Below are 20,292 nucleotides of genomic sequence, written 5' to 3' on the forward strand. Positions count from 1 at the left end.
GACCAGTTTTACCGCTTCTTCCCGAAGCTCTGGTGTGTATGTTGTTGAGCGTTTCATAAGTTCTCCAGTTGGTGAAGTTTACCAAACAAGAGTGTCCGAAAAAGTCAGGGTACCTCAGAGCGCTTCAGCCTGGAAGTCGCGGACATCTTCCGCGTCCACGGCCCGGCTTGGCGGCACGCACAGCGTGGCCACTTAAGCCTGGGCCAGCTCAAGGTCATGTCGGCCATCGAGCAGTGCCGCAGCGCGGCGCTGGGAGGACACGCGCTGCGCTGCGACGCCTGCGAACACGTCGACATCGCCTACAACTCCTGCCGTAACCGGCACTGCCCAAAGTGCCAGGCCAACGCTGCTCGCCGCTGGCTCGAAGCCCGCCAGAACGAGTTGCTGCCGGTCGAGTACTACCACGTCGTTTTCACCCTGCCGGCACCGGTCGCCGCGCTCGCCTGGTACAACAAGGCGCTCATTTACCGCCTGCTATTCGAGACGGCGGCGCAGACGCTGTGCACCATCGCCGCCGATCCGAAGCACCTGGGCGCCCGCATCGGCGCCACGCTGGTGTTGCACACATGGGGATCGGCACTGACCCACCATCCGCATGTGCACGGGATCGTCCCTGGCGGCGGCCTGTCGCCCGACGGTGCGCGCTGGATCGCCTGCAAACACGGATTCTTCCTGCCGGTGCGGGTGCTCTCGCGCTTGTTCCGGCGCCGCTTTCTGGACGCGCTGGCTACCGCCCATCGCGCCGGCCAGATGCGCTTGTTCGGGGAGTTTTCGGCGCTGGCGCAACCCAGCGCCTTCACGCGTTGGGTGGCTTCGCTGCGGCGCTGCGAGTGGGTGGTCTACGCCAAGCGCCCGTTCGCTGGGCCCGAGGCTGTGCTAGCCTACCTGTCGCGCTACACGCACCGGGTCGCCATCTCGAACCGGCGTCTGGTGGCCATGGACGAACGTGGCGTGACGTTTCGCTGGAAAGACTACCGCGCCAAGGACGCGATGCACAAGACGATGACGCTCGACGTTGGCGAGTTCATGCGCCGCTTCCTGCTGCATGTCCTGCCCACAGGTTTCCACCGGATCCGGCACTACGGGATCTTTGCCAACGCCGGACGCAAGGCCAACCTGGCGCTGACGCGCGCACTGCTGCATGTACCGCCCCCCCCCACCAAGGCACAAGCTACCGGACAGATTGCGCCAACGTTCACCTGCCGGCATTGTGGTGCGCCGGTGGCGATCACCGCCATCTTCTTGCCGATCCACCCGATTCACGCGCCGCCACGACACCAAGGTGCTCCGCCATGAACAACTTCGCATCCACAATTTGTTCGCACGAGCTGCGCCCAGAACGTCGGTCATGGCCGATACGGGGACGCGTTGCCTACCGCATCAAGAAGGCTCGATTGCAAGCGCGTGATCGTGGCCCGGCGCTCATTTCACGATCGTTAAAAGCCACTTGGGCGCTATCGACACCAGATCGGACGCCTCAATCGGCACCTACCAAGGCAACCGCACCATTCAAATCGCCATAGCCGGTGGCACATGCTGACGACAACGATATGGCCCGCGGTTTCCTCCTTCGCGGCTTGCCCAACGCCGGCCGGAGACGCTTGCGTGCATCAGTTCGGGCCTGTGACGGCGGCCGGCATCGGACAACCCTTAACCAAAGCGGAAGCTCACTTCTCCACTAACTTAATCACTCACCATACGACGGCAAGCAGGAAATGAACAGCGGCCCTTCCCTTTGCGCAGCTTGCTCCAGCGCCGGCCCCTCCCACACGCCGCCACAATGATCAAATCAGACAGCATTGCTGATGCAGATGCCTGCTGATTAACATTTCCGATGCCCGCCAGAGGCAGCCGCTCACGGGCAATCATCAGGCAGGCGTCACAGGATTGCCGAATGCTGCATTTTGGATCAGCCGCTCCCTGTCAGTTCGGTCGCGGTTCCGGTATCATTCGGCATGAATAAGATTTCTTTCCAACCGTTTGTCATTGGTGTCGCTGGCGGAAGCGGCAGTGGCAAGTCAACGGTATCCCAGCAAGTGCAAGCGTCGTTTGGCGCTGATATGGTCTCGGTCGTGATGCAGGACGACTACTATTGCGACCAATCCCATCTCACCCCTGAAGTCCGCAGCCAGCAGAATTACGACCATCCGCAGGCTTTCGAGTGGCCATTACTGGTACAGCACGTCCAAGCCTTGTGCAACGGCGAAGCGATCGAGATGCCGGAGTACGACTTCACGCTCCACAATCGCTCCAACAGGACCATTCCAGTCAAGCCAGCCCCGGTTATCGTGATCGAAGGCCTGTTTGCCTTGTATGACGCGGACTTGCGCAACATGATGTCGCTGAAGATCTTTGTCGACACCGCCTCCGACGTCCGCTTCATCCGCCGCATGCAAAGAGATATTACCGAACGCGGCCGCTCGGTAGAAAGCGTCGTCGAGCAGTATCTGGAAACAGTACGCCCGATGCACAAGCAATTCATCGAGCCAACCAAGCGCAATGCCGATGTCATTTTGCCGCATGGCGCCAATGGCCCCGCGGTCGATATGATTACCGCCAAGGTGGCGAGCGTTATCGGCCAGTTGAAGCGGCCCTGATTTTACCCGGTGAGATGCGGCCATACCGGGCCGAGATCAACCGAGCATTGGCAACCGAATCGCAGCTTCGGGGCGAAATTGAAAATTCGCTTCTCTCCTGGCTTAATTACTCACTGCACGACGCCGACCAGGAAATCAGCAGCAATCCTTCCCCTGGCGCAGTTTGATCAGGCGCCTCTTCATCCCACACGCCGCCACAAAAAAGCCGCATCCGCCAGTCAGGCGGATGCGGCTTTGTGCTAGCGCAAAGAAAAACTTACTTCTTGACTGTCTTGGCTGGCTTCGGATACTTGACCGTCATTTCCTGCAGCAAGTTGTCGGCGTGGTCCACTTCCTTCATCACCCACAGCATGTAGCGGATGTCGAGGTGGATGGCGCGCGTGATGGCGGTGTCGAAGTACCAGTCCTTGGTGATCGATTCATAGGTCGAATCGAAGTTCAGGCCGATCAGTTCGCCGCGCTTGTTCATCACGGCCGAGCCGGAATTGCCGCCCGTGGTGTCGGCGCTGGTGAGGAAGTTGACGGGAACGGTGCCCAGCGCCGGATCGCGGAACTGGCCGTAGCGTTTTTCCTTGACGGCGTCGAGCAGCGCTTGCGGTGCCTCGAATGGCGCCTTGCCCGTGACTTTCTCGACGATGCCTTCCACGGTCGTGAATGGCCCCTTGCTCAGCCCATCGCGCGGCGAGTATGGCGCTACCGTGCCGTAGGTTACGCGCAGGGTCGAGTTGGCGTCAGGATACACCGGCTTGCCTTGCGATTTCTTCCAGGCAATCACCGCTTGCATGTATTGCGGAATCACGCGCTCCAGGTTGCCGTCGATTTCCTTGCGGCGCTCTTCCAGCACCAGGTCGACTGGCAGCAAGCTGATGGCCAGCAACATGAAGGCGTCGTCGGACTGGGCCAGTGCAGCCTGGTCCTTTTCCAGCCAGGCCAGGCGCTTGGCCGTGTCAAACAGTTGCGTCTGCTGGTACAGGGCCGCCACGGCACTTGGCGCCGGCAGCAGCGCGTCCAGGCCTTGCGGGTGGCTCTTCGCCGCCAATTGCGCGTAACGCTTCAGGCCAGCCTCAAAACGCGCCTGGTCAACCTTGTTGACGTAGGACTGCTCCAGGCGCGCCAGACGGGCCTTGATGAAGGCCAGGTCGCGCTGCTGGTAGCCCGATTCGCGCTCGGCGTCCGGTTTCTGGCGCTCTTGCGACAAACGGTACAGCGAGCGTGCGCTCTTCAGCAGGTCGCTATTGGTCGCCACCGACCAGGCAAACTCTTCTTCGCTCAAGGCCATGTCGCTGGCGATCGCCGCGTCCAGTTCGGCCAGCAGGGTCGGCGAGACGTTCGGCTGCTTCGCGTACCAGGCGCGGAAGTCGGCATCTTGCACGTCCTTGATGGCGGCGATGTCCTTGCGCGCGAAGCCGTCGAGCAAGCCCTGGGTCTTCTTCAACACGTTATTGATGCTTTTTACCACGCTGGCATAGCGCACGGCGCCGGCAGGGTCGCCATTCGTCGCGTCGGCCATCACGGCCAGGTCTGCTTGCAGTTCTGCCACTTTCAGAGGGAATGCCGAGTCGCGCGCAAAGCGAATTTCCGCTGGCAGCTTGTAGCGGCTGGTGCGGCCGGGGTAGCCCGCCAGCAAGATGCCGTCGCCGGCCTTGATGCCTTCAGCCGATACCACCAGGAAATCTTTCGATTTGTAGGGCACGTTGTCCGGCGACGGGTCGGCCGGACGGCCATCCTTGCCTACGTAGGCGCGCAGGAACGAGTAGTCGCCCGTGTGGCGCGGCCATTCGTAGTTGTCGACGTCGCCGCCGAAGTTGCCGATCTTGTCCGACGGCGCGTACACCAGGCGCACGTCGCGTATCATCATCTGGCGGATGCGGTAGTACTCGAGGCCGCGGTGGAAGGCGGGCACGGAGCAGCGGTACATCTTGTCCGTTTCGCATTCGGCGATCAGGTCCTTGACGCGCTTTTCCACCGCTTCGTGGCGGGCGCGGCCCGTCATGTCGGCCGTCAAGCCTTGCAAGACACGCTCGCTGACGTTTTCCACTTTATCCGTCACATACACCAGGCTGTTCGGACCGCCCGGCAGCTCTGCGGCGCGCGTCTTGGCCAGGAAGCCGTTGGTGATGTAATTATGTTCCGGCGTCGAATTGCGCTGCACGGCGCCATACGCGCAGTGGTGGTTCGTCACCACCAGGCCCGCGTCGGACACAAACGCGGCCGAGCAGCCGCCCAGCGAGACGATGGCGCTCATCGGGTGCTTGCTCAGGTCTGCCAGTTTCTCGGCAGGAATTTCGATGCCCACGCGCTTCAATTCGGCTTTCAGCTGTGGCAGTTGGTGTGGTTGCCACTGCCCTTCGTCGGCGTGTGCGCCGGCGAACGCGCCCATCAAGGCGACTGGTAGTACGATTGTCTTGAACAAGATTTGCTCCTCCATAAAAAGCAGGCGAAAGTATAGCCTGTCCAGGCCGGCCGGGTCGGCAAAAATTATCCTGCTGCAACAGTTATCTCAGGCGGCCGGGCGTGGCGGCACCCGCAGGGGGATTTGCAAGGCCAGCCGGCAACCGGCGCCCGACGGCGGCGTACCCACCGCGAAGTGGCCACCCAGCGCCGTCACCCGCTCGGCGATGCCGATCAGGCCAAAGCAATGCTTCTTGTGCTGCTGCGGCGGCGTGATGCCGATGCCGTTGTCGCTGATGGCCACATGCACGGCGTAGGCGTCCGAACTGAATTCGATCTCCACCTGGCTGGCCTGGGCATGGCGCAGGACGTTGCTGAGCGCTTCCTGCACGATGCGAAACAGCACGATCTCGACCTTGCTGCCGATGGCGGCGAACAGCGCCTCGTCGCGTATCAGCAGGTGGCAAACGATGCCGCTGCGCTTGCGGAAGTCGCCCACCTGCCATTCGATGGCGGCCTGCAAGCCCAGGTCCAGCGCCATCGGACGTAGTTCGTTCATGATGCCGCGCACGCTCTTGATGGTGGTGTCGACATTGCTGAGTACGGCACCGACTCTGCGGTGCAGGCGTGGATGGGAACCCTCGGTGCGCGCACTGAGCATGGAAATATCGATGCGCAGCGCCAGCAGGTTTTGCCCCAGCTCATCGTGGATATCGCGCGAAATGCGCTTGCGCTCGTCTTCCTTGGCCGTTTCCAGGTGCAGCGCCAGCTGGCGCAGCTGGGCGTGCGACTGGCGCAGCGCGCCATCCATCAGCTTGCGCTCGGTGATATCCGTATGCGCCACCACCACGCGCAGCGGCCCTTCGCCACGGAAACGGCTGACCCTGGCCTGCGACCAGCGCGGGCCTGCGCGCGTACCAAATTCGTATTCCAGCGCAAACACGTCGATGCTGCCAGCGATGACGGCGCGGATGCCGGCGGCCAGCTCGTTGCCTGCACTGCGCTGCCAGCGCGCGTCCGTCTCGCAATACTCCAGGTAATGCAGCGGCCTGGGCGCTTGCCCGACAAAGGCCAGGCACGCCTGGTTGGCATGCACCACGCTGCCCGCCTGGTCCAGCACCAGCACCCGGTCCGTCAAGGAATCGATGGTGGCGTGAAAGAAGCGCTCGGCGTCGCGCAAGGCTTCCTGCGCCTGCTTGCGCTGCTGCACTTCCAGCTGCAGGTGCAAGTTGGCCCTCTCCAGCTCGGCCGTGCGCTCGATGACCCGCTGGTCCAGTTCGCGGTGCAGCTCGCGCCGCGCCGCCTCGGCCAGCTTGCGCTCGGTGATATCGGAAAACACGCCGACAAAATGGCCGATGGCGCCGTCCGGGGCGCGCATGGGCGTGATCGACAGCGATTCGACGAAGCGTTCGCCATTCTTGCGCCGGTTCACCAGTTCGCCACACCAGCTGCCGTCCTGGTGCAGGCTGCGCCACATGGCGGCATAAAACTGCGGCAGATGCGTGCCGCCGCCGAGGAAGGACGGGTCGCGCCCGATGGCCTCTTCCGCCTGGTAGCCCGTGATGGCCGTGAAGGCGGGGTTGACGGAAATGATGCGGTTGGCACTATCGGTGACCAGCACGCCTTCGCCAATGGTGTCGAGGATGACGAAGGCGCGCCGCAAGGCCGATGCGTGCGCCAGTTCGTCGCCCATATCCGTCACCAGCATGCGCGCCGTGGCGCCCGTGATGACGCCTGGTGCGTGATTTCCGTGACGGGGAAGCTGGTGGCGCGCTGCAGCAGTTCGGGCAGCATGGCCTTTTGCGCAGGATCAAGGTGCAAGGTCACCCCATGGGCGATGCCGCTTTCCTGTGGCACATTGGCCAGGCAAGCACCGATGGCCGCCACGGGGAAAAAGATGGCGGCCGCTTCAGGAACGGGAGCTTTGCTGTGTTTGCTGCGTGTCATCGTCTGCAAGAAACCAACCCGGGCTGGGCCATACGGCTGGCGGATGGATAATCTTGCATTCTAGCACTCAAGGCGCGCGGCAAAACGCGAATTTGGCGCAGGATTCGCACCCTGCGCACCTGCGCACCTGCCCGCCTACTGTGCCTACTGCGCCTGCGGCGTATGCCAGCCGCCGCCCAGGGCCTGGATCAGCGCCACGGCCGTGGTCTGGCGGTCCGCCTGCGCCTGCACCAGCGAGCGGCGCGCCGACAGCGCCGTCACTTGCGCCGTCACTACGTCCGTGTAGCCGACCTGGCCCGCGTTGTAGCGGTTCAGCATTTGCTGCTCGACCTGGTCGGCGGCCGACGATGCCTGCTTGCGCAAGGCGAGCTGCTCGGCCAGCGCGCGCGTGGCCGAGAGCTGGTCTTCCACGGCGCCAAAGGCGGACAGCACCGTCTGGCGGTAGCGCGCCACGGCCGCCTCATGCCCCGCCCTGGCCGCATCCACGCTGGCCGTGGTGGCGCCCGCGTTGAACAGCGTTTGCGCGGCCGACACGCCCAAGGACCACAGGCTGGACGATGCGTTGAACAGGTCCCCGACACGGCTGGCGCCGGAACCGTAGGACCCCGTCAGGTTCAGACTCGGGTAGTACGCCGAGCGGGCGATGCCGATCTGCTCGTTGGCCACGGCCACGCGGCGCTCGGCGGCGGCGATGTCGGGGCGGCGCTGCAGCAGGGTCGACGGCACGCCCAGTGGCACGTCGGGCACGGTCAGGGTCCATGGCGCCACGGCCAGGCTGAAGTCCGATGGCGCGCGGCCCAGCAAGATGGCGATCGCGTGTTCCAGCTGGGCGCGCTGACGCGTCAGGCTGGAGAGATCGATTTGCGCATTGGCCAGCTGCGTCTGCGCCTGCAGCAAGTCGGACTTGGCGGCGATGCCCGCATTAAAGCGGTTGCTGGTGATGTCGAGCACGCGCTGGTAGCCGGCGATGGTGGCATTCAAGAGCGCAATTTGCGCATCGCTCTGGCGCAGCGAAAAGTAATTCGTCGCCAGTTCGCCCTGCGCCGACAGGCGCGCTGCGGCCAGGTCGGCCGCGCTGGCGCTGGCACTGGCGTCCGCACCCGTCACGCCGGCGCGCAAGCGGCCCCAGATGTCCGGCTCCCACGAGGCGCCGATGGCGGCCTTGAAGTTGTTGTTCGTCTGCTGCTCGCCACCGCCGCCCGCGCGGGCGCCGCTGCCTGTCAGGCTCACGGTAGGAAACAGCGACGCGCGCTGTTCGCGCACCAGCGCGCGCGCCTGCTCGTACGAGGCGATGGCTTCTGCCACGTTCTGGTTCGATACTTCGATGCTGTCGGCCAGCAGATTCAATTGTGCGTCGCCGAACAAGGTCCACCATGGCCCCCGCTCCAGCGTATCGGCCGGCACGGCGGGCTGCCAGCCGGCTGCTTCCTTGAACGTTTGCGGCGCGGCGGCCGTGGGCACGTCATACGCGGGACTGACGGCGCAGCCGGCCAGGAGTACAAAGGCGGCGCTGGCGGCCAGCGCCAGCAGGCGGCGTGCAGGGACGGCGGAGTGGATGTGTTTTACTTGCTTCATGATTGTGTGCTCGGGTTATCTGGCCCAGGAATGCGGCTCAATTGCTGTTCGTCGGCGCTACGCGTGCGCAGCTTGTCGAGCAGGATGTAGACCACCGGGGTGGTCAGCAATGTGAGTAACTGGCTGGCAATCAGGCCGCCGATGATGGCAACCCCCAGGGGCTGGCGTAGCTCGGAGCCTTCGCCGAAACCGATCGCCAGCGGCAAGGCGCCAAGCGCCGCCGCCAGGGTGGTCATCAGGATGGGACGGAAACGCAGCAAACAAGCCTCGCGCACCGCTTCCACCGCGCTCAAGCCGCGCGAACGCTCGGCTTCCAGCGCGAAGTCGATGATCAATATGGCATTTTTCTTCACGATGCCGATCAACAGGAACACGCCGATCAGGGCGATGATGGAAAACTCCATGCCGAACAGCAGCAGCGCCAGCACGGCGCCCACACCCGCCGAGGGCAGGGTCGACAGCACGGTGATCGGATGGATCAGGCTTTCGTACAAGATGCCCAGCACGATATAGATCACCACGATGGCCGCCAGGATCAAGAGCGGCTGCTCCTTGTTGCTGTCCTGCGCGCTCTTCGCCGACCCCTGAAAGCTGCCGCGCACATTCACCGGCATGCCAATTTCCGACTCCGCCTGGGCCACGGCGGCTTGCCCGTCGCTGAGCGGATAGCCGTCGCTGAGGTTGAACGACACGGTGGTCGCCAGTTCGCCGCCCTGGTGGTTGATGGAGGTGGCCGTCGAACTTTCGGCAAAAGTGCTGAACGACGACAGCGGCACCATGCTCGCCAGGGTGGTGGACAGCGCCGAGCCGCTCGACGGGTCGCGCGCCGCCGTGTTGGCGCTGGACGCAGTGACGGTGGTAGTGGCCGTGGTGGCCGTGGTGGATCTGGTAGCGGCGACGGCGGCCGCGTTGGAGGCCGGCACATACACGGAGCGCAGCGCTTCCGGGCTTTGCGCATAACGGGGCGCCACTTCCATGATCACGTGGTACTGGTTCAGCTCACTGTAGATGGTCGCCACCTGGCGCTGGCCGAAGCTGTTGTAGAGCGCATTGTCGATATCCTTCACCTGCACGCCCAGTTGCGTGGCGCGGTCCTTGTCGATGGTGACAAAGGTTTCCACGCCGTTTTCCGCCTGGTCCGTGTCCACGTCGATCAGGGCCGGCTGCATCTTCATCTGGTCGGCCAGTTTCGCCGCCCATTTTTTCAGGTCCGCCTGGTTGTCGCTGATCAAGGTGTACTGGTAGGTCGAATTGCTGGAACGCCCGCCCATGCGCAAATCCTGCACCGGGTTGAGGAACAGCGAAATGCCCGTCACTTTGGCCAACTGCGGGCGCAATCGCGCGATCACGGCCTGTCCCTTGTCGGTGCGCTGCGAGGCCGGCTTCAGGTCGATGAACATGAAGCCGCCCCCTGCCCGTCCACCACCCGTGAAGCCAACGACGGTGGCGACCGCCGGATCATCCTTGATGATGTTGACCAGCTGGCGCAATTTGCCCTGCATGGCCTGGAACGAGATGCTCTGGTCGGCGCGCATGCCGCCGTTGATCTGGCCCGTATCCTGCTGCGGAAAGAAGCCCTTCGGCGCGGCCGCGAACAGGTACACGTTCAGGCCGACGACAAACACCAGGATCGTCATCACCAGCGCGGCGCTGGACAAGGCCCAGTCCAGGCAGTGCTCGTACACCTTCAGCATGCGCTCGAAACCCCGCTCGAACCAGCGCGCCACAAAACCCGGTGGTTTCTGCTGCGCGCCGCTTTTCAGCAGCCAGGCGCACATCATCGGCGTGGTGGTGAGCGAGATGACGAGCGAAATCATCACGGCGGCCGACAGGGTCACGGCAAATTCGCGGAACAGGCGCCCCACCTGCCCGCCCATGAACAGCAGCGGGATGAAGACGGCCACCAGCGACAGGCTGATCGACAGCACGGTAAAGCCCACTTCGCGCGCGCCCAGCAGGGCTGCCTTGAAGCGGTCCATGCCGGCCTCGATGTGGCGCTGCGTATTTTCCAGCACCACGATGGCATCATCGACGACAAAGCCGGTGGCCACCGTGAGCGCCATCAGGGAAAGGTTATTCAGGCTGAAACCGAGCATGTACATCACGCCAAAAGTGCCCAGCAGCGAGACGATGGTGGCCACCGCCGGGATGATGGTGGCGCGCACGCTGCGCAGGAAGGCGCTGACCACCAGCACCACCAGCACGATGGAGAGGATCAGGGTGAATTCGATCTCGTGCAAGGAGGAGCGGATGGAGTTGGTGCTGTCGGACGCCACTTGCAGCTTGATGTCGCCGGGCAGCTGCGCCTGCAATTGCGGCAGCAGCGCGCGCACGCCGTCCACCGTGGCGATCACGTTGGCGCCGGGCTGGCGCGTGATCAGCACGATGACGGCCGGTTCACCGTTGAACAGGCCCAGGGTATTGTTGTTTTCCACGCCGTCGACCACTTCGGCCACGTCGTCGAGACGGATGGCGGCGCCATCGCGCCAGGCCACCACCAGGCTGCGGTAGTCGGCAGCACTGCGCCCGCCCGACGCCGTATCGGCGCCCGAATAAATCTGCAGGCTGCGTTCGTCGCCGGAGATCGCCCCCTTGGGCCGGTTGGCGTTGCTGGCCTGGATGGCCGCGCGCACGTCTTCCATCGACACAGCGTATTGATTGAGCTGGTAAGGCAGCAGTTCCACGCGCACGGCCGGCAGCGAGCCGCCGCCCAGTTCCACGTCGCCCACGCCTTTGACTTGCGCCACTTTCTGCTGCACCAGGTTCGATACCGCGTCATAGATCTGGCCAGGCGTGCGCGTTTTCGACGTCAGCGCCAGGATGATCACGGGCGCGTCCGACGGATTGGCCTTGCGGTAGGTGGGGTTGCTGCGCAAGGTGGCCGGCAAGTCCACGCGCGAGGCGGAAATGGCCGCCTGTACTTCGCGCGCGGCCGCATCGATCTTGCGGTTCAGGTCAAACTGCAAATTGATGCGCGTCGAGCCCGTGCCCGAGGACGAGGTCATTTCATTCACCCCGGAAATGACTCCCAGGCGCCGTTCCAGCGGCGTGGCCACCGAAGTGGCCATGGTGGCGGGGCTGGCGCCGGGCAGGCTGGCGCTGACGGAAATAGTTGGATAGTCGACTTGCGGCAGCGGCGAGACGGGCAGCACGAAGAAGGCGCCGACGCCCGCCAGCGCGATGCCGATGGTCAGCAGCACGGTGGCAATGGGGCGCTTGACGAACGGTTCTGACAGGTTCACGCGGCGCTCCCAGGCTGAGGATGGTCGCCGGGCTTGTCCAGGCTCATGGCGCCGCCGGTCTTGCCGCCGAAGCGCTGTCCCAGGCGGTCGAAAGCCAGGTAGATGACGGGCGTGGTAAACAGGGTCAGCACCTGGCTGACGATCAGGCCACCGAAGATGGCCAGGCCCAGCGGACGGCGCAACTCGGCGCCCTCGCCCCAGCCCAGCATCAGCGGCACGGCCGCGAACAGGGCCGCCAGGGTGGTCATCAAAATCGGTCGGAAACGCAGCAGCGCCGCCTGGTGGATGGCTTCCTGCGGGCTTTTTCCTTCGTCGCGCTCGGCCTCGATGGCGAAGTCGATCATCATGATGGCGTTCTTCTTGACGATGCCGATCAACAGGATGATGCCGATGATGCCGATCACGCCCAGGTCCTGCCCGGACAGCATCAGCGCCAGCAAGGCGCCCACGCCGGCCGACGGCAAGGTCGACAGGATCGTCAGCGGGTGGACATAGCTTTCGTACAGCACGCCCAGCACGATATACACGCAGACGACGGCGGCGAGAATGAGCCACAGCTGGTTCGACAGCGAATTTTCATACGCGCCGGCCGCGCCGAGGAAGGTGAGCGTGACGGAAGACGGCAAGGCGATGTCCTTCGCCGCCGCGCGGATGGCGTCGACGGCGCTGCCCAGCGCCACGCCTTGCGTCGTATCAAAGCCCAGGGTGGTGGCCGGGTATTGCGCCACGTGCGTGATCTGCAGCGGCGCCTGTTTTTCGCTGACGCTGGCAAAGGCCGACAATGGCGTCGATTTTCCAGAACCCGTGCGCACCTGCAGGTCGGACAGGTCGGCTGGCGTGGTGACCATGCCCGGCTGCGCTTCGAGGATCACGCGGTACTGGTTGGTTTCCGTGAAGATCGTCGAGATGATGCGCTGGCCGAAGGCGTTGTACAGCGCGTCGTCGACGGTGGCGGTGGTGATCGACATGCGCGCGGCGCTGTCGCGGTCGATGGCCACGCTGACGGCGGCGCCCGTGGCGCCCGCATCCGTGACCACGTTGCGCAGCTGCGATTTTTCACGCATGCGCGCCGCCAGCTTGCCGGCCCACTCGGTGACGGTGGCCGTGTCGGCGCCTTCGAGCGAGACGCGGTACTGCGTGGGCCCCGATTCCGCATCGATGGTCAAGTCCTGCGTCGGCTGCAAGTACAGCGTCACGCCAGCCACCTTGGCCACGCGGCCGCGCAAACGCTCCATGATGTCATCCTGATTGCCGCTGCGCGGACGCTTGAGATTGATCAGCATGCTACCCGTGTGCAGCATGGTATTGTTGGCCGCGTCGACGCCCACCAAAGAACTCAGGGTATCGACAGCGGGGTCTTCCAGCAGCGCGGCAGCAGCCGCCTGCTGCAAGGTGGCCATGCGCTCATACGACACGGCTTGCGAGGTTTCGATGCGCGCCTGCAGCTGGCCCGTGTCCTGCGTGGGGAACAGGCCTTTCGGGATCGTGATGTACAGGATGACGGTGAGCACGAGGGTGGCCAGGGCGACGAGCAGGGTCAGGCCTTGGCGCTTCAGCACCCATACCAGCGCGTGGTCGTACTGCACGATGACACGGTCGAGGAAAGCCTGGATGCGCTGGCCCGTGGCGCTGACCTTTTCATCGGCGTGGCTTTTCAGCCAGCGCGCCGACATCATCGGCACCAGCGTCAGCGAGACGACCCCGGAAATCAGGATCGTGATGGCCAGCGTCATGGCAAATTCGCGGAACAAGCGGCCCACCACGTCGCCCATGAACAGCAGCGGGATCAGCACGGCGATCAGCGAGACCGTCAGCGAGATGATGGTAAAGCCGATCTGCGAGGCGCCTTTCAAGGCGGCCGCCATTGGCGTTTCGCCCTCTTCGATGTAGCGGGCGATGTTTTCGATCATGACGATGGCGTCATCGACGACGAAACCGGTGGCGATCGTCAGCGCCATCAAGGACAGGTTGTTCAAGCTGTAGCCGAGCAAATACATGGCGCCACAGGCGCCGATCAGCGAAATGGGCACGGACAGGCTGGCAATCACGGTGGCGCGCAGGCTGTGCAAAAAGGCGAAGATCACCAGCACCACCAGCAGCACGGACAGCAGCAATTCCATTTCCACGTGCTCGACCGAGGCGCGGATACCCGTGGTGCGGTCGCTCAGCACGTCGAGCTTCATGGCCGCCGGCAGGCTGGCCTGCAAGTCCGGCAGCAGGGCCTTGATGGCGTCAACCGTCTTGATGACGTTGGCGCCGGGCTGGCGCTGCACGTTCAGGATGATGGCCGGCTGCTTGCCCGACCAGGCGCCAAGGCGCGTATTTTCCGCGCTGTCGACCACGTTGGCCACGTCGGACAGCCGCACGGGCGCGCCATTTTTATAGGTGATGATCAGGCGCTTGTAGTCTTCCGCCGTGACCAGCTGGTCATTTGCATTGATGGTGAATGAGCGCGTGGGGCCGTCGAAACTGCCCTTGGCGCTGTTGACGTTGGCCGCCGCGATGGCCGTGCGCAGGCTGTCGAGGCCCAGGCCATACGAGGCCAGCAATTTGGTGTCGCCCTGGATGCGCACGGCAGGGCGCTGGCCGCCCGAGAGCGACACCAGGCCCACGCCGTTGACCTGGCTGATTTTCAGCGCCAAACGCGTGTTGACGATGTTTTGCACTTGCGTCAGCGGCATCGTGTCGGACGTAATGGCCAGCGTCAGCACGGGCGCATCGGCCGGGTTGATCTTGGCGTACACGGGCGGCGCCGGCAAGTCGGTGGGCAGCAGGGAGCCGCCCGCGTTAATCGCTGCCTGCACTTCCTGCTCGGCCACGTCCAGCGTCTGACCCAGGGTGAATTGCAGGGTGATCATGGAAACGCCGGCCGCGCTGGTGGAACTCATGCGCTGCAAGCCCGACATTTGCCCGAACTGGCGCTCCAGCGGCGCCGTCACGGTCTGCCCCATGACTTCAGGGCTGGCGCCCGGGTACAGTGTCTGCACCTGGATGGTGGGGAAGTCCACCTGCGGCAAGGCGGCCAGCGGCAGGAACTTGAAGCCGACCAGCCCCGCCAGCACGATGGCCAGCATCAGCAGCGCCGTGGCGACGGGGCGCTTGATGAAGGGAGTCGATGGACTCATTGCGCTGCGCCCTTCGCTGGCGCCGGTGCACTGGCTGGCGTGGATGCCGCCGCCGATGCTGCCGATGCGCCGGCCGCGCCGTCAACCTGCTGGCGGCGGTGGCGGCGTTCGCCACCGGCTGCGCCGGCACCACCGGCACCCGCAGCAGGCTTGTCGCCGGCCAGCGTGACTTTCGCGCCTTCCTTCAGGCGGTCGGCGCCTTCCGTGATGACTTGCTCGCCCGCTTCCAGGCCGGCGCGAATTTCCACCATGTCGGTGGTGGCCTGGCCGCGCGTGACGATCCGCACGGTGACGGTTTTATCGGCTTTCAGCACGTACACGAAATCGCCGTTATTGCTGTGGCGCAAGGCCGTCACGGGCACCAGCACGGCGCCCGTGATATTGCCCAGTTCCAGGCGCACGTTGACAAACTGGCTGGGGAACAGCGCCATCTTGTCATTCGTATAGCGGGCCTTGGCGCGCACAGTGCCCGTCTGCACGTCGACCTGGTTGTCCAGCGCCGTCAAGCTGCCCTTGTCCAGCGTATGCGTGCGCGTGCGGTCCAGCGCCAGCGCCGCCAGGGCCGAGCCGGAGTTCAGGCGCTCCTGGATGGTCTGCACCTTGTCCTGCGGCACGGCAAACTCCACGTCGATGGGCGAGAGCTGCGTCACCACCACCACGCCGCCCGTGTCGCTGGTGCTCACCAGGTTGCCGATATCGACCACTTTCAAGCCCGCGCGGCCACTGATCGGCGAGACCACCCTGGTGTAGCCCAGGTTCAGTTTTGCCGTGCCTTCGGCGGCGCGGTCCGTCAGCACCGTGCCTTCGAGCTGTTTCACCAATGCGGCCTGCGTATCGACGTCCTGGCGCGCGATGGAATCCTGGCCCAGCAAGGTTTGATAGCGTTTCAGGGTCAGGCGCGCGTTTTCCAGCTGCGCTTCGTCGCGCTGGCGCTGGCCCGTGGCCTGCATCAGCGCCATCTCGAATTGCGCCGGATCAATCTGCGCCACCACCTGGCCCGCCTTGACCATGCCGCCTTCCTTGAACTTCAATTCCTTCAAGATGCCCGACACTTGCGGGCGCACCGTCACCGTGGACGCCGCCGTCACCGTGCCCAGCGCATCGAGCACCACCGGCAAGTCCGACTTCACGGCCGTGGCCACGCCCACCGTAGTCGATGGCGCACCCCGGCGTCCGCCAGGGCCACCAGGGCCACCAGGGCCGCCCGGCCCGCCGGGGCCAGCCGCGCCAGCCGGCGCACTGGCGCCCGAATGGGTCAGGTACCAGGCACCGCCGCCCAGCGCGGCCATCACGGCCAGTGCGATGACGCTGCCGACGATTTTCGAACGGCGGCTGCGCCGTGGGGTATTGGGTGCTGTCTGCGAATCCATCGCTTATCCTTTTATAGGCCGCTGGCACGGCGAGTCTGTGGCGCCGGCCGAGGTGGAACACACTCTGGCCGGACGACCGTTTTTCGGGGTTATGTATCAAGCCGCAGGAAATCAAGAGCTGAAGATCAGCTGAAAAAACATCGTTTCCTAACGTGAAACGACTCTAGCATAGTCATGTATCTGTTTCATTTCCACTTGAAACAATTCGCCATGCCTGCGCCAGCGCCAGCTGGCCACCGGCACGGGCAGCGGCATGGGCGCGCAGGAAAATACTGGAAAAATCAGGCTTGGCGGACTGCGCAAGGCCGCCGCAGGGTGCTGCGGGCGACTGGCATGTCGATACAAACTCGCTACAAAATTCCCGCCAGCCGCCTTGACCGGGGCCGGCGCAGCGTATATTGAGCGAAAAACGGCAATACATCTTTACCTGGCTTTACAGGGGGAAATGACCAAAGCCGCCATGCCCTGCTCCTGAATGAAAACAAGCCGGGCGAAGCCGGCTTGGGTATTTACTGGTCCGTCATCTTAAAAACGGCGCACCTTACTTGCTGCTTACTTGCTGCTTACTTGCCGCTTACTTGCCGCCCAGTGGCACTTCGCACAGGCAGTGCGTGAGCGCCATGAAGGGTTTCCGCTCACGCGTGATGCCGGACAGCCAGCTCAGGTCCTGCGCCATGCCCAGCGCCGCATCGGCTGGCAAGCCCGTGCTGGCCAGACCCAGTTTCACATGCTCGCCCAGCCCCAGCGAGGCCATGGCCTTGGAACCAAACATGCCGATCAGGCGGTCCACGTTCGACGTTTCCTGCTCCAGGTAGGTGACGCGGTAGCCGGCGCCCAGTTTTGCGCGCTTTGCGGCGGACGCCAGCGCGTCGCCATAGCTGCCGATGCGGTCGACCAGGTTGCGCTCTTTCGCCTGCAGGCCGGTCCAGACACGGCCCTGCGCCACTTCATTGATTTTCTCCGGCGTGGTCTTGCGCGCCTTGGCGGCCAGGTTGAGGAAATCGCCATATACGTGGTTGATCGAGCCCTGGATCACTTGCGCAAAGCGCGGGTCGAGCGGACGCAATGGATTGCCCGCGTCGGCCAGCCAGGTGGTCGGCGAGCCGGCCGTGTGGATGCCCAGCTTTTCGACCACCTTGTCGGCCGTCGGCAGGATGGCGAACACGCCGATGGAGCCGGTAATGGTGGCCGCGTCGGCGATCACTTCATCGGACGAGGTGCTGATCCAGTAGCCGCCGGAAGCGGCCACGTTACCCATCGAGACGACTACCGGCTTGCCGGCGGCGCGCGTCAGTTCCAGTTCGCGGCGGATCAGTTCCGAGCCGAAGGCGCTGCCGCCCGGCGAATCGATGCGCAGCACGACAGCCTTGATCGACTTGTCTTCGCGTGCCTGGCGGATCAGGCGCGAGGTGGACAGGCCGCCGATGGCGCCTGGAGGCGCGATGCCGTCGCCGATTTCGCCCGAGGCGATGACCACGCCGACGGCGTCGCCAATATGCACGGGACGCAGGCGCGCCAGGTAGTCGCTGTAGTTAATCTGGCGGAAGTTCGTCCCTTCCGTGTTTTTGGCGCCGCGCGCCATGATGAACTGGCGCAGTTCATCGCGCGTTTTCAGGCCGTCGACCAGCTTGGCGTCGAGCGACAGCTTGGCCAGGTCGCCGCCGGCGGCCGTCATCAGCGCAGGCAGCGCATCGATCGACTGCATGATGGCGCCAGCGGGCAGCTTGCGCGCCTTTTCGACGTCGCTGGTATAGGTGCTCCACAGGCCGTTATTCAGGTAGCGGTCCGCTTCGGCCGCCGCTTCGGACGGGCCATTGGCGATGAAAGGCTCGGCTGCGCTCTTGTACGTGCCCACTTTGAGCAAGTTGACCGTCACGCCCACCTTGTCGAGCGCGTCGCGATAATAATTGCGGTAGCGGCCAAAGCCTTCGAGCATGACGCCGCCCATCGGGTGCACGAACACTTCGTCGGCCTTGGCCGCCACCAGGTACTGGCGCTGGTTATAGCTCGAACCCCAAGCCGTCACCTTCTTGCCCGTGGCGCGGAAGCGTTCCACGCCAGCGGCCACTTCGCGCAGCGACGCCAGGCCGCCGCTCTGCAACTCATCGAGCAGGATGACCATCGAGCCGATATTGCTGTCCTTGGACGCCGTGTCGAGCACCGCCAGTACGTCGCGCAGCTGCACGCTCTTCTTGACTTCGCCGCTGACATTGGCCAGCACCGCTTCGCGCACGCCGCCCGGGGTTTCTTCCACCAGCGGGCCTTGCAAGTCCAGCACCAGCGTGGTCTTGTCGGCCAGGGGCTTGACGCCGCCGCCGAAGATGGCGATCAGGATGGCGATGACGATGAGCAGGAAAATCAGATTGAATACCGCGCGGCGGGTGGCGTCCAGCGTGCGCCAGAATACGCCAAAACTGCGGCGCAGCGGCGGGAACGGGTTGAGTGACATGAAAGCTCCGTGAGGTGATTGACCTAAAGGAAACCAATATAACTGAAAAGCGCCCGAATCGTCTTATTTTGACAACGCTACAGTCCCCTTCCCATCCCCCGATGCTGGCGTGGAAATGAGGAACAGGCCGGCCAGCACCAGGCCACCGTTGAGTATCAGCAATTCCAGGCCGATGCGGTAATGTTCAAACAGCAGCGCCTGCTCCTGCTCGATCAGCGCGCACAGCAGCGGGCCGGCCACGGCCACCAAAGGCACCCAGCGGTCGCGCACGCCGCGCTGGCTCAATAATCCGAAGGAAAACAGGCCCAGCAGCGGGCCATAGGTGTAGCTAGCCAGTTTGAGGATCACGCCGATCATGCTGGGGTCGTCGAGCCACTTGAAGACCATGATCAGGATCAGGAATAGTGCGGAAAAACCCAGGTGCACGCGGCGGCGCCAGCGCACCTGCGCCTGTGGGCTTAGTTCCGGCCTGCGCTGCAGGCCCAAAATGTCGATGCAGAAGGTGGACGTCAGGGCCGTCAGGGCCCCATCGACGCTGGGAAACAGGGCCGAAATCAAGGCAATGAAGAAGATCAGCTGCACCACGGCCGGGAAATGCCCGAGCACCACGGCGGGGAACAGCTTGTCGCCCGTGGCCGTCACACCCGCCTGCGGCGCATACAGGTGCAGCAGGCCGCCCAAAAACAGGAACAGCAGCAGCACGCTGGTGAGCACCACCGTCAGGCTCAGCATGTTCTTTTGCGAATCGCGCAAGGTGCGCACGGAAATGTTCTTTTGCATCATTTCCTGGTCCATGCCCGTCATGGCGATGGTGATGAACATGCCGGCGATGATGTGCTTCCACACATAGGCGGGGCTGTCCGGGTCCGTGGTGAAGATGCGCGTGAGTCCCTGCGCGCGCATGCGTTCCAGGCTGTCGACGATGGACAGGTCCATTTCGCGCAGCAAAAACACGCTGCAGATGACGAGTCCCGCCAGCATGCACGCCGTTTGCAGGGTATCGGTCCAGACGATGGTCTTCACGCCCCCTTCATAGGTGTACAGCACGATCAGCAGCAGCACCACGCACGCCGTCAGCCAGAATGGCACGCCCAGGCTGTCGAGTATCGTTGCCTGCAGAATATTGACCACCAGATACAGCCGCGCCGTGGCGCCCAGCAGGCGCGACAGGATGAAAAATGCCGCCCCGCTCTGGTAGGAACGCCGCCCCAGGCGCAGTTCCAGGTAGCGGTAGATGGAAGTGAGCTGCAGCCGGTAGTACAGCGGCAGCAAGATGAAGGTGATGGCCAGGTAGCCCAGCACATAGCCGAGCATCAGCTGGATGTAGCCGAAGCCGTCGCGCCCCACGGCGCCCGGTACGCTGATGAAGGTGACGCCCGTCAGTGTGGTGCCCACCATGCCGAAGGCCACCAGCATCCAGTTGCTATCCTTGTTGCCGATAAAAAAGCTGTCATTGGTGGCATGGCGCGACGTCCGCCAGGCCACGCCCAGCAGGATCAGGAAATACGCGAGGACGACGGCAAACAGGATGGAGGGCGACATGGACGGCGCGCGGGCGGCAAAGATGAACAGGGGCAAGAATATACAGCAAAGTGC

11 protein-coding genes are annotated in these 20,292 nt (G+C 64.0%); 2 read left to right on the plus strand and 9 right to left on the minus strand.

From position 1 onward, the window contains the following. Positions 1 to 129: 129 nt before the first annotated feature. Together ACQ4W6_RS23085 and udk are read left to right on the plus strand one after the other, a co-directional pair. Entirely contained in the window at positions 130 to 1,296 is a 1,167-nt protein-coding gene (locus tag ACQ4W6_RS23085; RefSeq protein ID WP_436569584.1) for an IS91 family transposase, read from the plus strand. Between the two features lie 659 nt (positions 1,297 to 1,955). Beyond that, positions 1,956 to 2,597 carry a uridine kinase gene (gene udk, locus ACQ4W6_RS23090; protein ID WP_436569511.1) on the plus strand — a complete coding sequence of 214 codons (642 nt, stop codon included), beginning with the start codon at positions 1,956 to 1,958 and terminating at the stop codon, positions 2,595 to 2,597. Between the two features lie 256 nt (positions 2,598 to 2,853). On the opposite strand, the gene ACQ4W6_RS23095 is transcribed toward udk, so the two are convergent. The 9 genes from ACQ4W6_RS23095 to ACQ4W6_RS23135 form a co-directional block, all read right to left on the minus strand. After that, entirely contained in the window at positions 2,854 to 5,010 is a 2,157-nt protein-coding gene (locus ACQ4W6_RS23095) for a S46 family peptidase (RefSeq protein WP_436569512.1), read from the minus strand. Positions 5,011 to 5,097: 87 nt separating this feature from the next. Continuing rightward, on the minus strand, positions 5,098 to 6,696 hold the full coding sequence (locus ACQ4W6_RS23100) for a PAS domain-containing sensor histidine kinase (RefSeq protein ID WP_436569513.1): 1,599 nt from the start codon (positions 6,694 to 6,696) through the stop codon (positions 5,098 to 5,100). After that, positions 6,687 to 6,935 (minus strand): chemotaxis protein CheB, encoded by a 249-nt coding sequence (locus ACQ4W6_RS23105; RefSeq protein ID WP_436569514.1) that lies wholly within the window; start codon positions 6,933 to 6,935, stop codon positions 6,687 to 6,689. The genes ACQ4W6_RS23100 and ACQ4W6_RS23105 overlap by 10 nt, the downstream gene beginning before the upstream one ends. 144 nt (positions 6,936 to 7,079) lie before the next feature. Next, entirely contained in the window at positions 7,080 to 8,510 is a 1,431-nt protein-coding gene (locus ACQ4W6_RS23110; protein ID WP_436569515.1) for an efflux transporter outer membrane subunit, read from the minus strand. Then, entirely contained in the window at positions 8,507 to 11,752 is a 3,246-nt protein-coding gene (locus tag ACQ4W6_RS23115; RefSeq protein WP_436569516.1) for an efflux RND transporter permease subunit, read from the minus strand. Before ACQ4W6_RS23115 ends, ACQ4W6_RS23110 begins: the two co-directional genes overlap by 4 nt. Continuing rightward, positions 11,749 to 14,877, minus strand: coding sequence for an efflux RND transporter permease subunit (locus tag ACQ4W6_RS23120; protein WP_436569517.1), 3,129 nt, complete (start codon positions 14,875 to 14,877; stop codon positions 11,749 to 11,751). The genes ACQ4W6_RS23115 and ACQ4W6_RS23120 overlap by 4 nt, the downstream gene beginning before the upstream one ends. Continuing rightward, entirely contained in the window at positions 14,874 to 16,247 is a 1,374-nt protein-coding gene (locus ACQ4W6_RS23125; protein WP_436569518.1) for an efflux RND transporter periplasmic adaptor subunit, read from the minus strand. The genes ACQ4W6_RS23120 and ACQ4W6_RS23125 overlap by 4 nt, the downstream gene beginning before the upstream one ends. 574 nt (positions 16,248 to 16,821) lie before the next feature. Continuing rightward, positions 16,822 to 18,696, minus strand: a complete 1,875-nt coding sequence (gene sppA / locus ACQ4W6_RS23130; protein ID WP_436569519.1) for a signal peptide peptidase SppA — start codon at positions 18,694 to 18,696, stop codon at positions 16,822 to 16,824. A 63-nt stretch (positions 18,697 to 18,759) separates the two neighbouring features. Next, positions 18,760 to 20,238 carry a sodium:solute symporter gene (locus tag ACQ4W6_RS23135; RefSeq protein WP_436569520.1) on the minus strand — a complete coding sequence of 493 codons (1,479 nt, stop codon included), beginning with the start codon at positions 20,236 to 20,238 and terminating at the stop codon, positions 18,760 to 18,762. Positions 20,239 to 20,292: the final 54 nt, after the last annotated feature.

The organism is Janthinobacterium woesei (assembly GCF_051380875.1).
Lineage (GTDB): Bacteria > Pseudomonadota > Gammaproteobacteria > Burkholderiales > Burkholderiaceae_D > Janthinobacterium.

What these genes read in the sequence shown, in the direction of transcription:
- sppA (WP_436569519.1), bottom strand. Translation starts at nt 18,696, where the DNA reads ATGTCACTCAACCCGTTCCCGCCGCTGCGCCGCAGTTTTGGCGTATTC.
- ACQ4W6_RS23125 (WP_436569518.1), bottom strand. Translation starts at nt 16,247, where the DNA reads ATGGATTCGCAGACAGCACCCAATACCCCACGGCGCAGCCGCCGTTCG.
- ACQ4W6_RS23120 (WP_436569517.1), bottom strand. Translation starts at nt 14,877, where the DNA reads ATGAGTCCATCGACTCCCTTCATCAAGCGCCCCGTCGCCACGGCGCTG.
- ACQ4W6_RS23105 (WP_436569514.1), bottom strand. Translation starts at nt 6,935, where the DNA reads ATGACACGCAGCAAACACAGCAAAGCTCCCGTTCCTGAAGCGGCCGCC.
- ACQ4W6_RS23110 (WP_436569515.1), bottom strand. Translation starts at nt 8,510, where the DNA reads ATGAAGCAAGTAAAACACATCCACTCCGCCGTCCCTGCACGCCGCCTG.
- udk (WP_436569511.1), top strand. Translation starts at nt 1,956, where the DNA reads ATGAATAAGATTTCTTTCCAACCGTTTGTCATTGGTGTCGCTGGCGGA.
- ACQ4W6_RS23100 (WP_436569513.1), bottom strand. Translation starts at nt 6,696, where the DNA reads ATGCTGGTGACGGATATGGGCGACGAACTGGCGCACGCATCGGCCTTG.
- ACQ4W6_RS23135 (WP_436569520.1), bottom strand. Translation starts at nt 20,238, where the DNA reads ATGTCGCCCTCCATCCTGTTTGCCGTCGTCCTCGCGTATTTCCTGATC.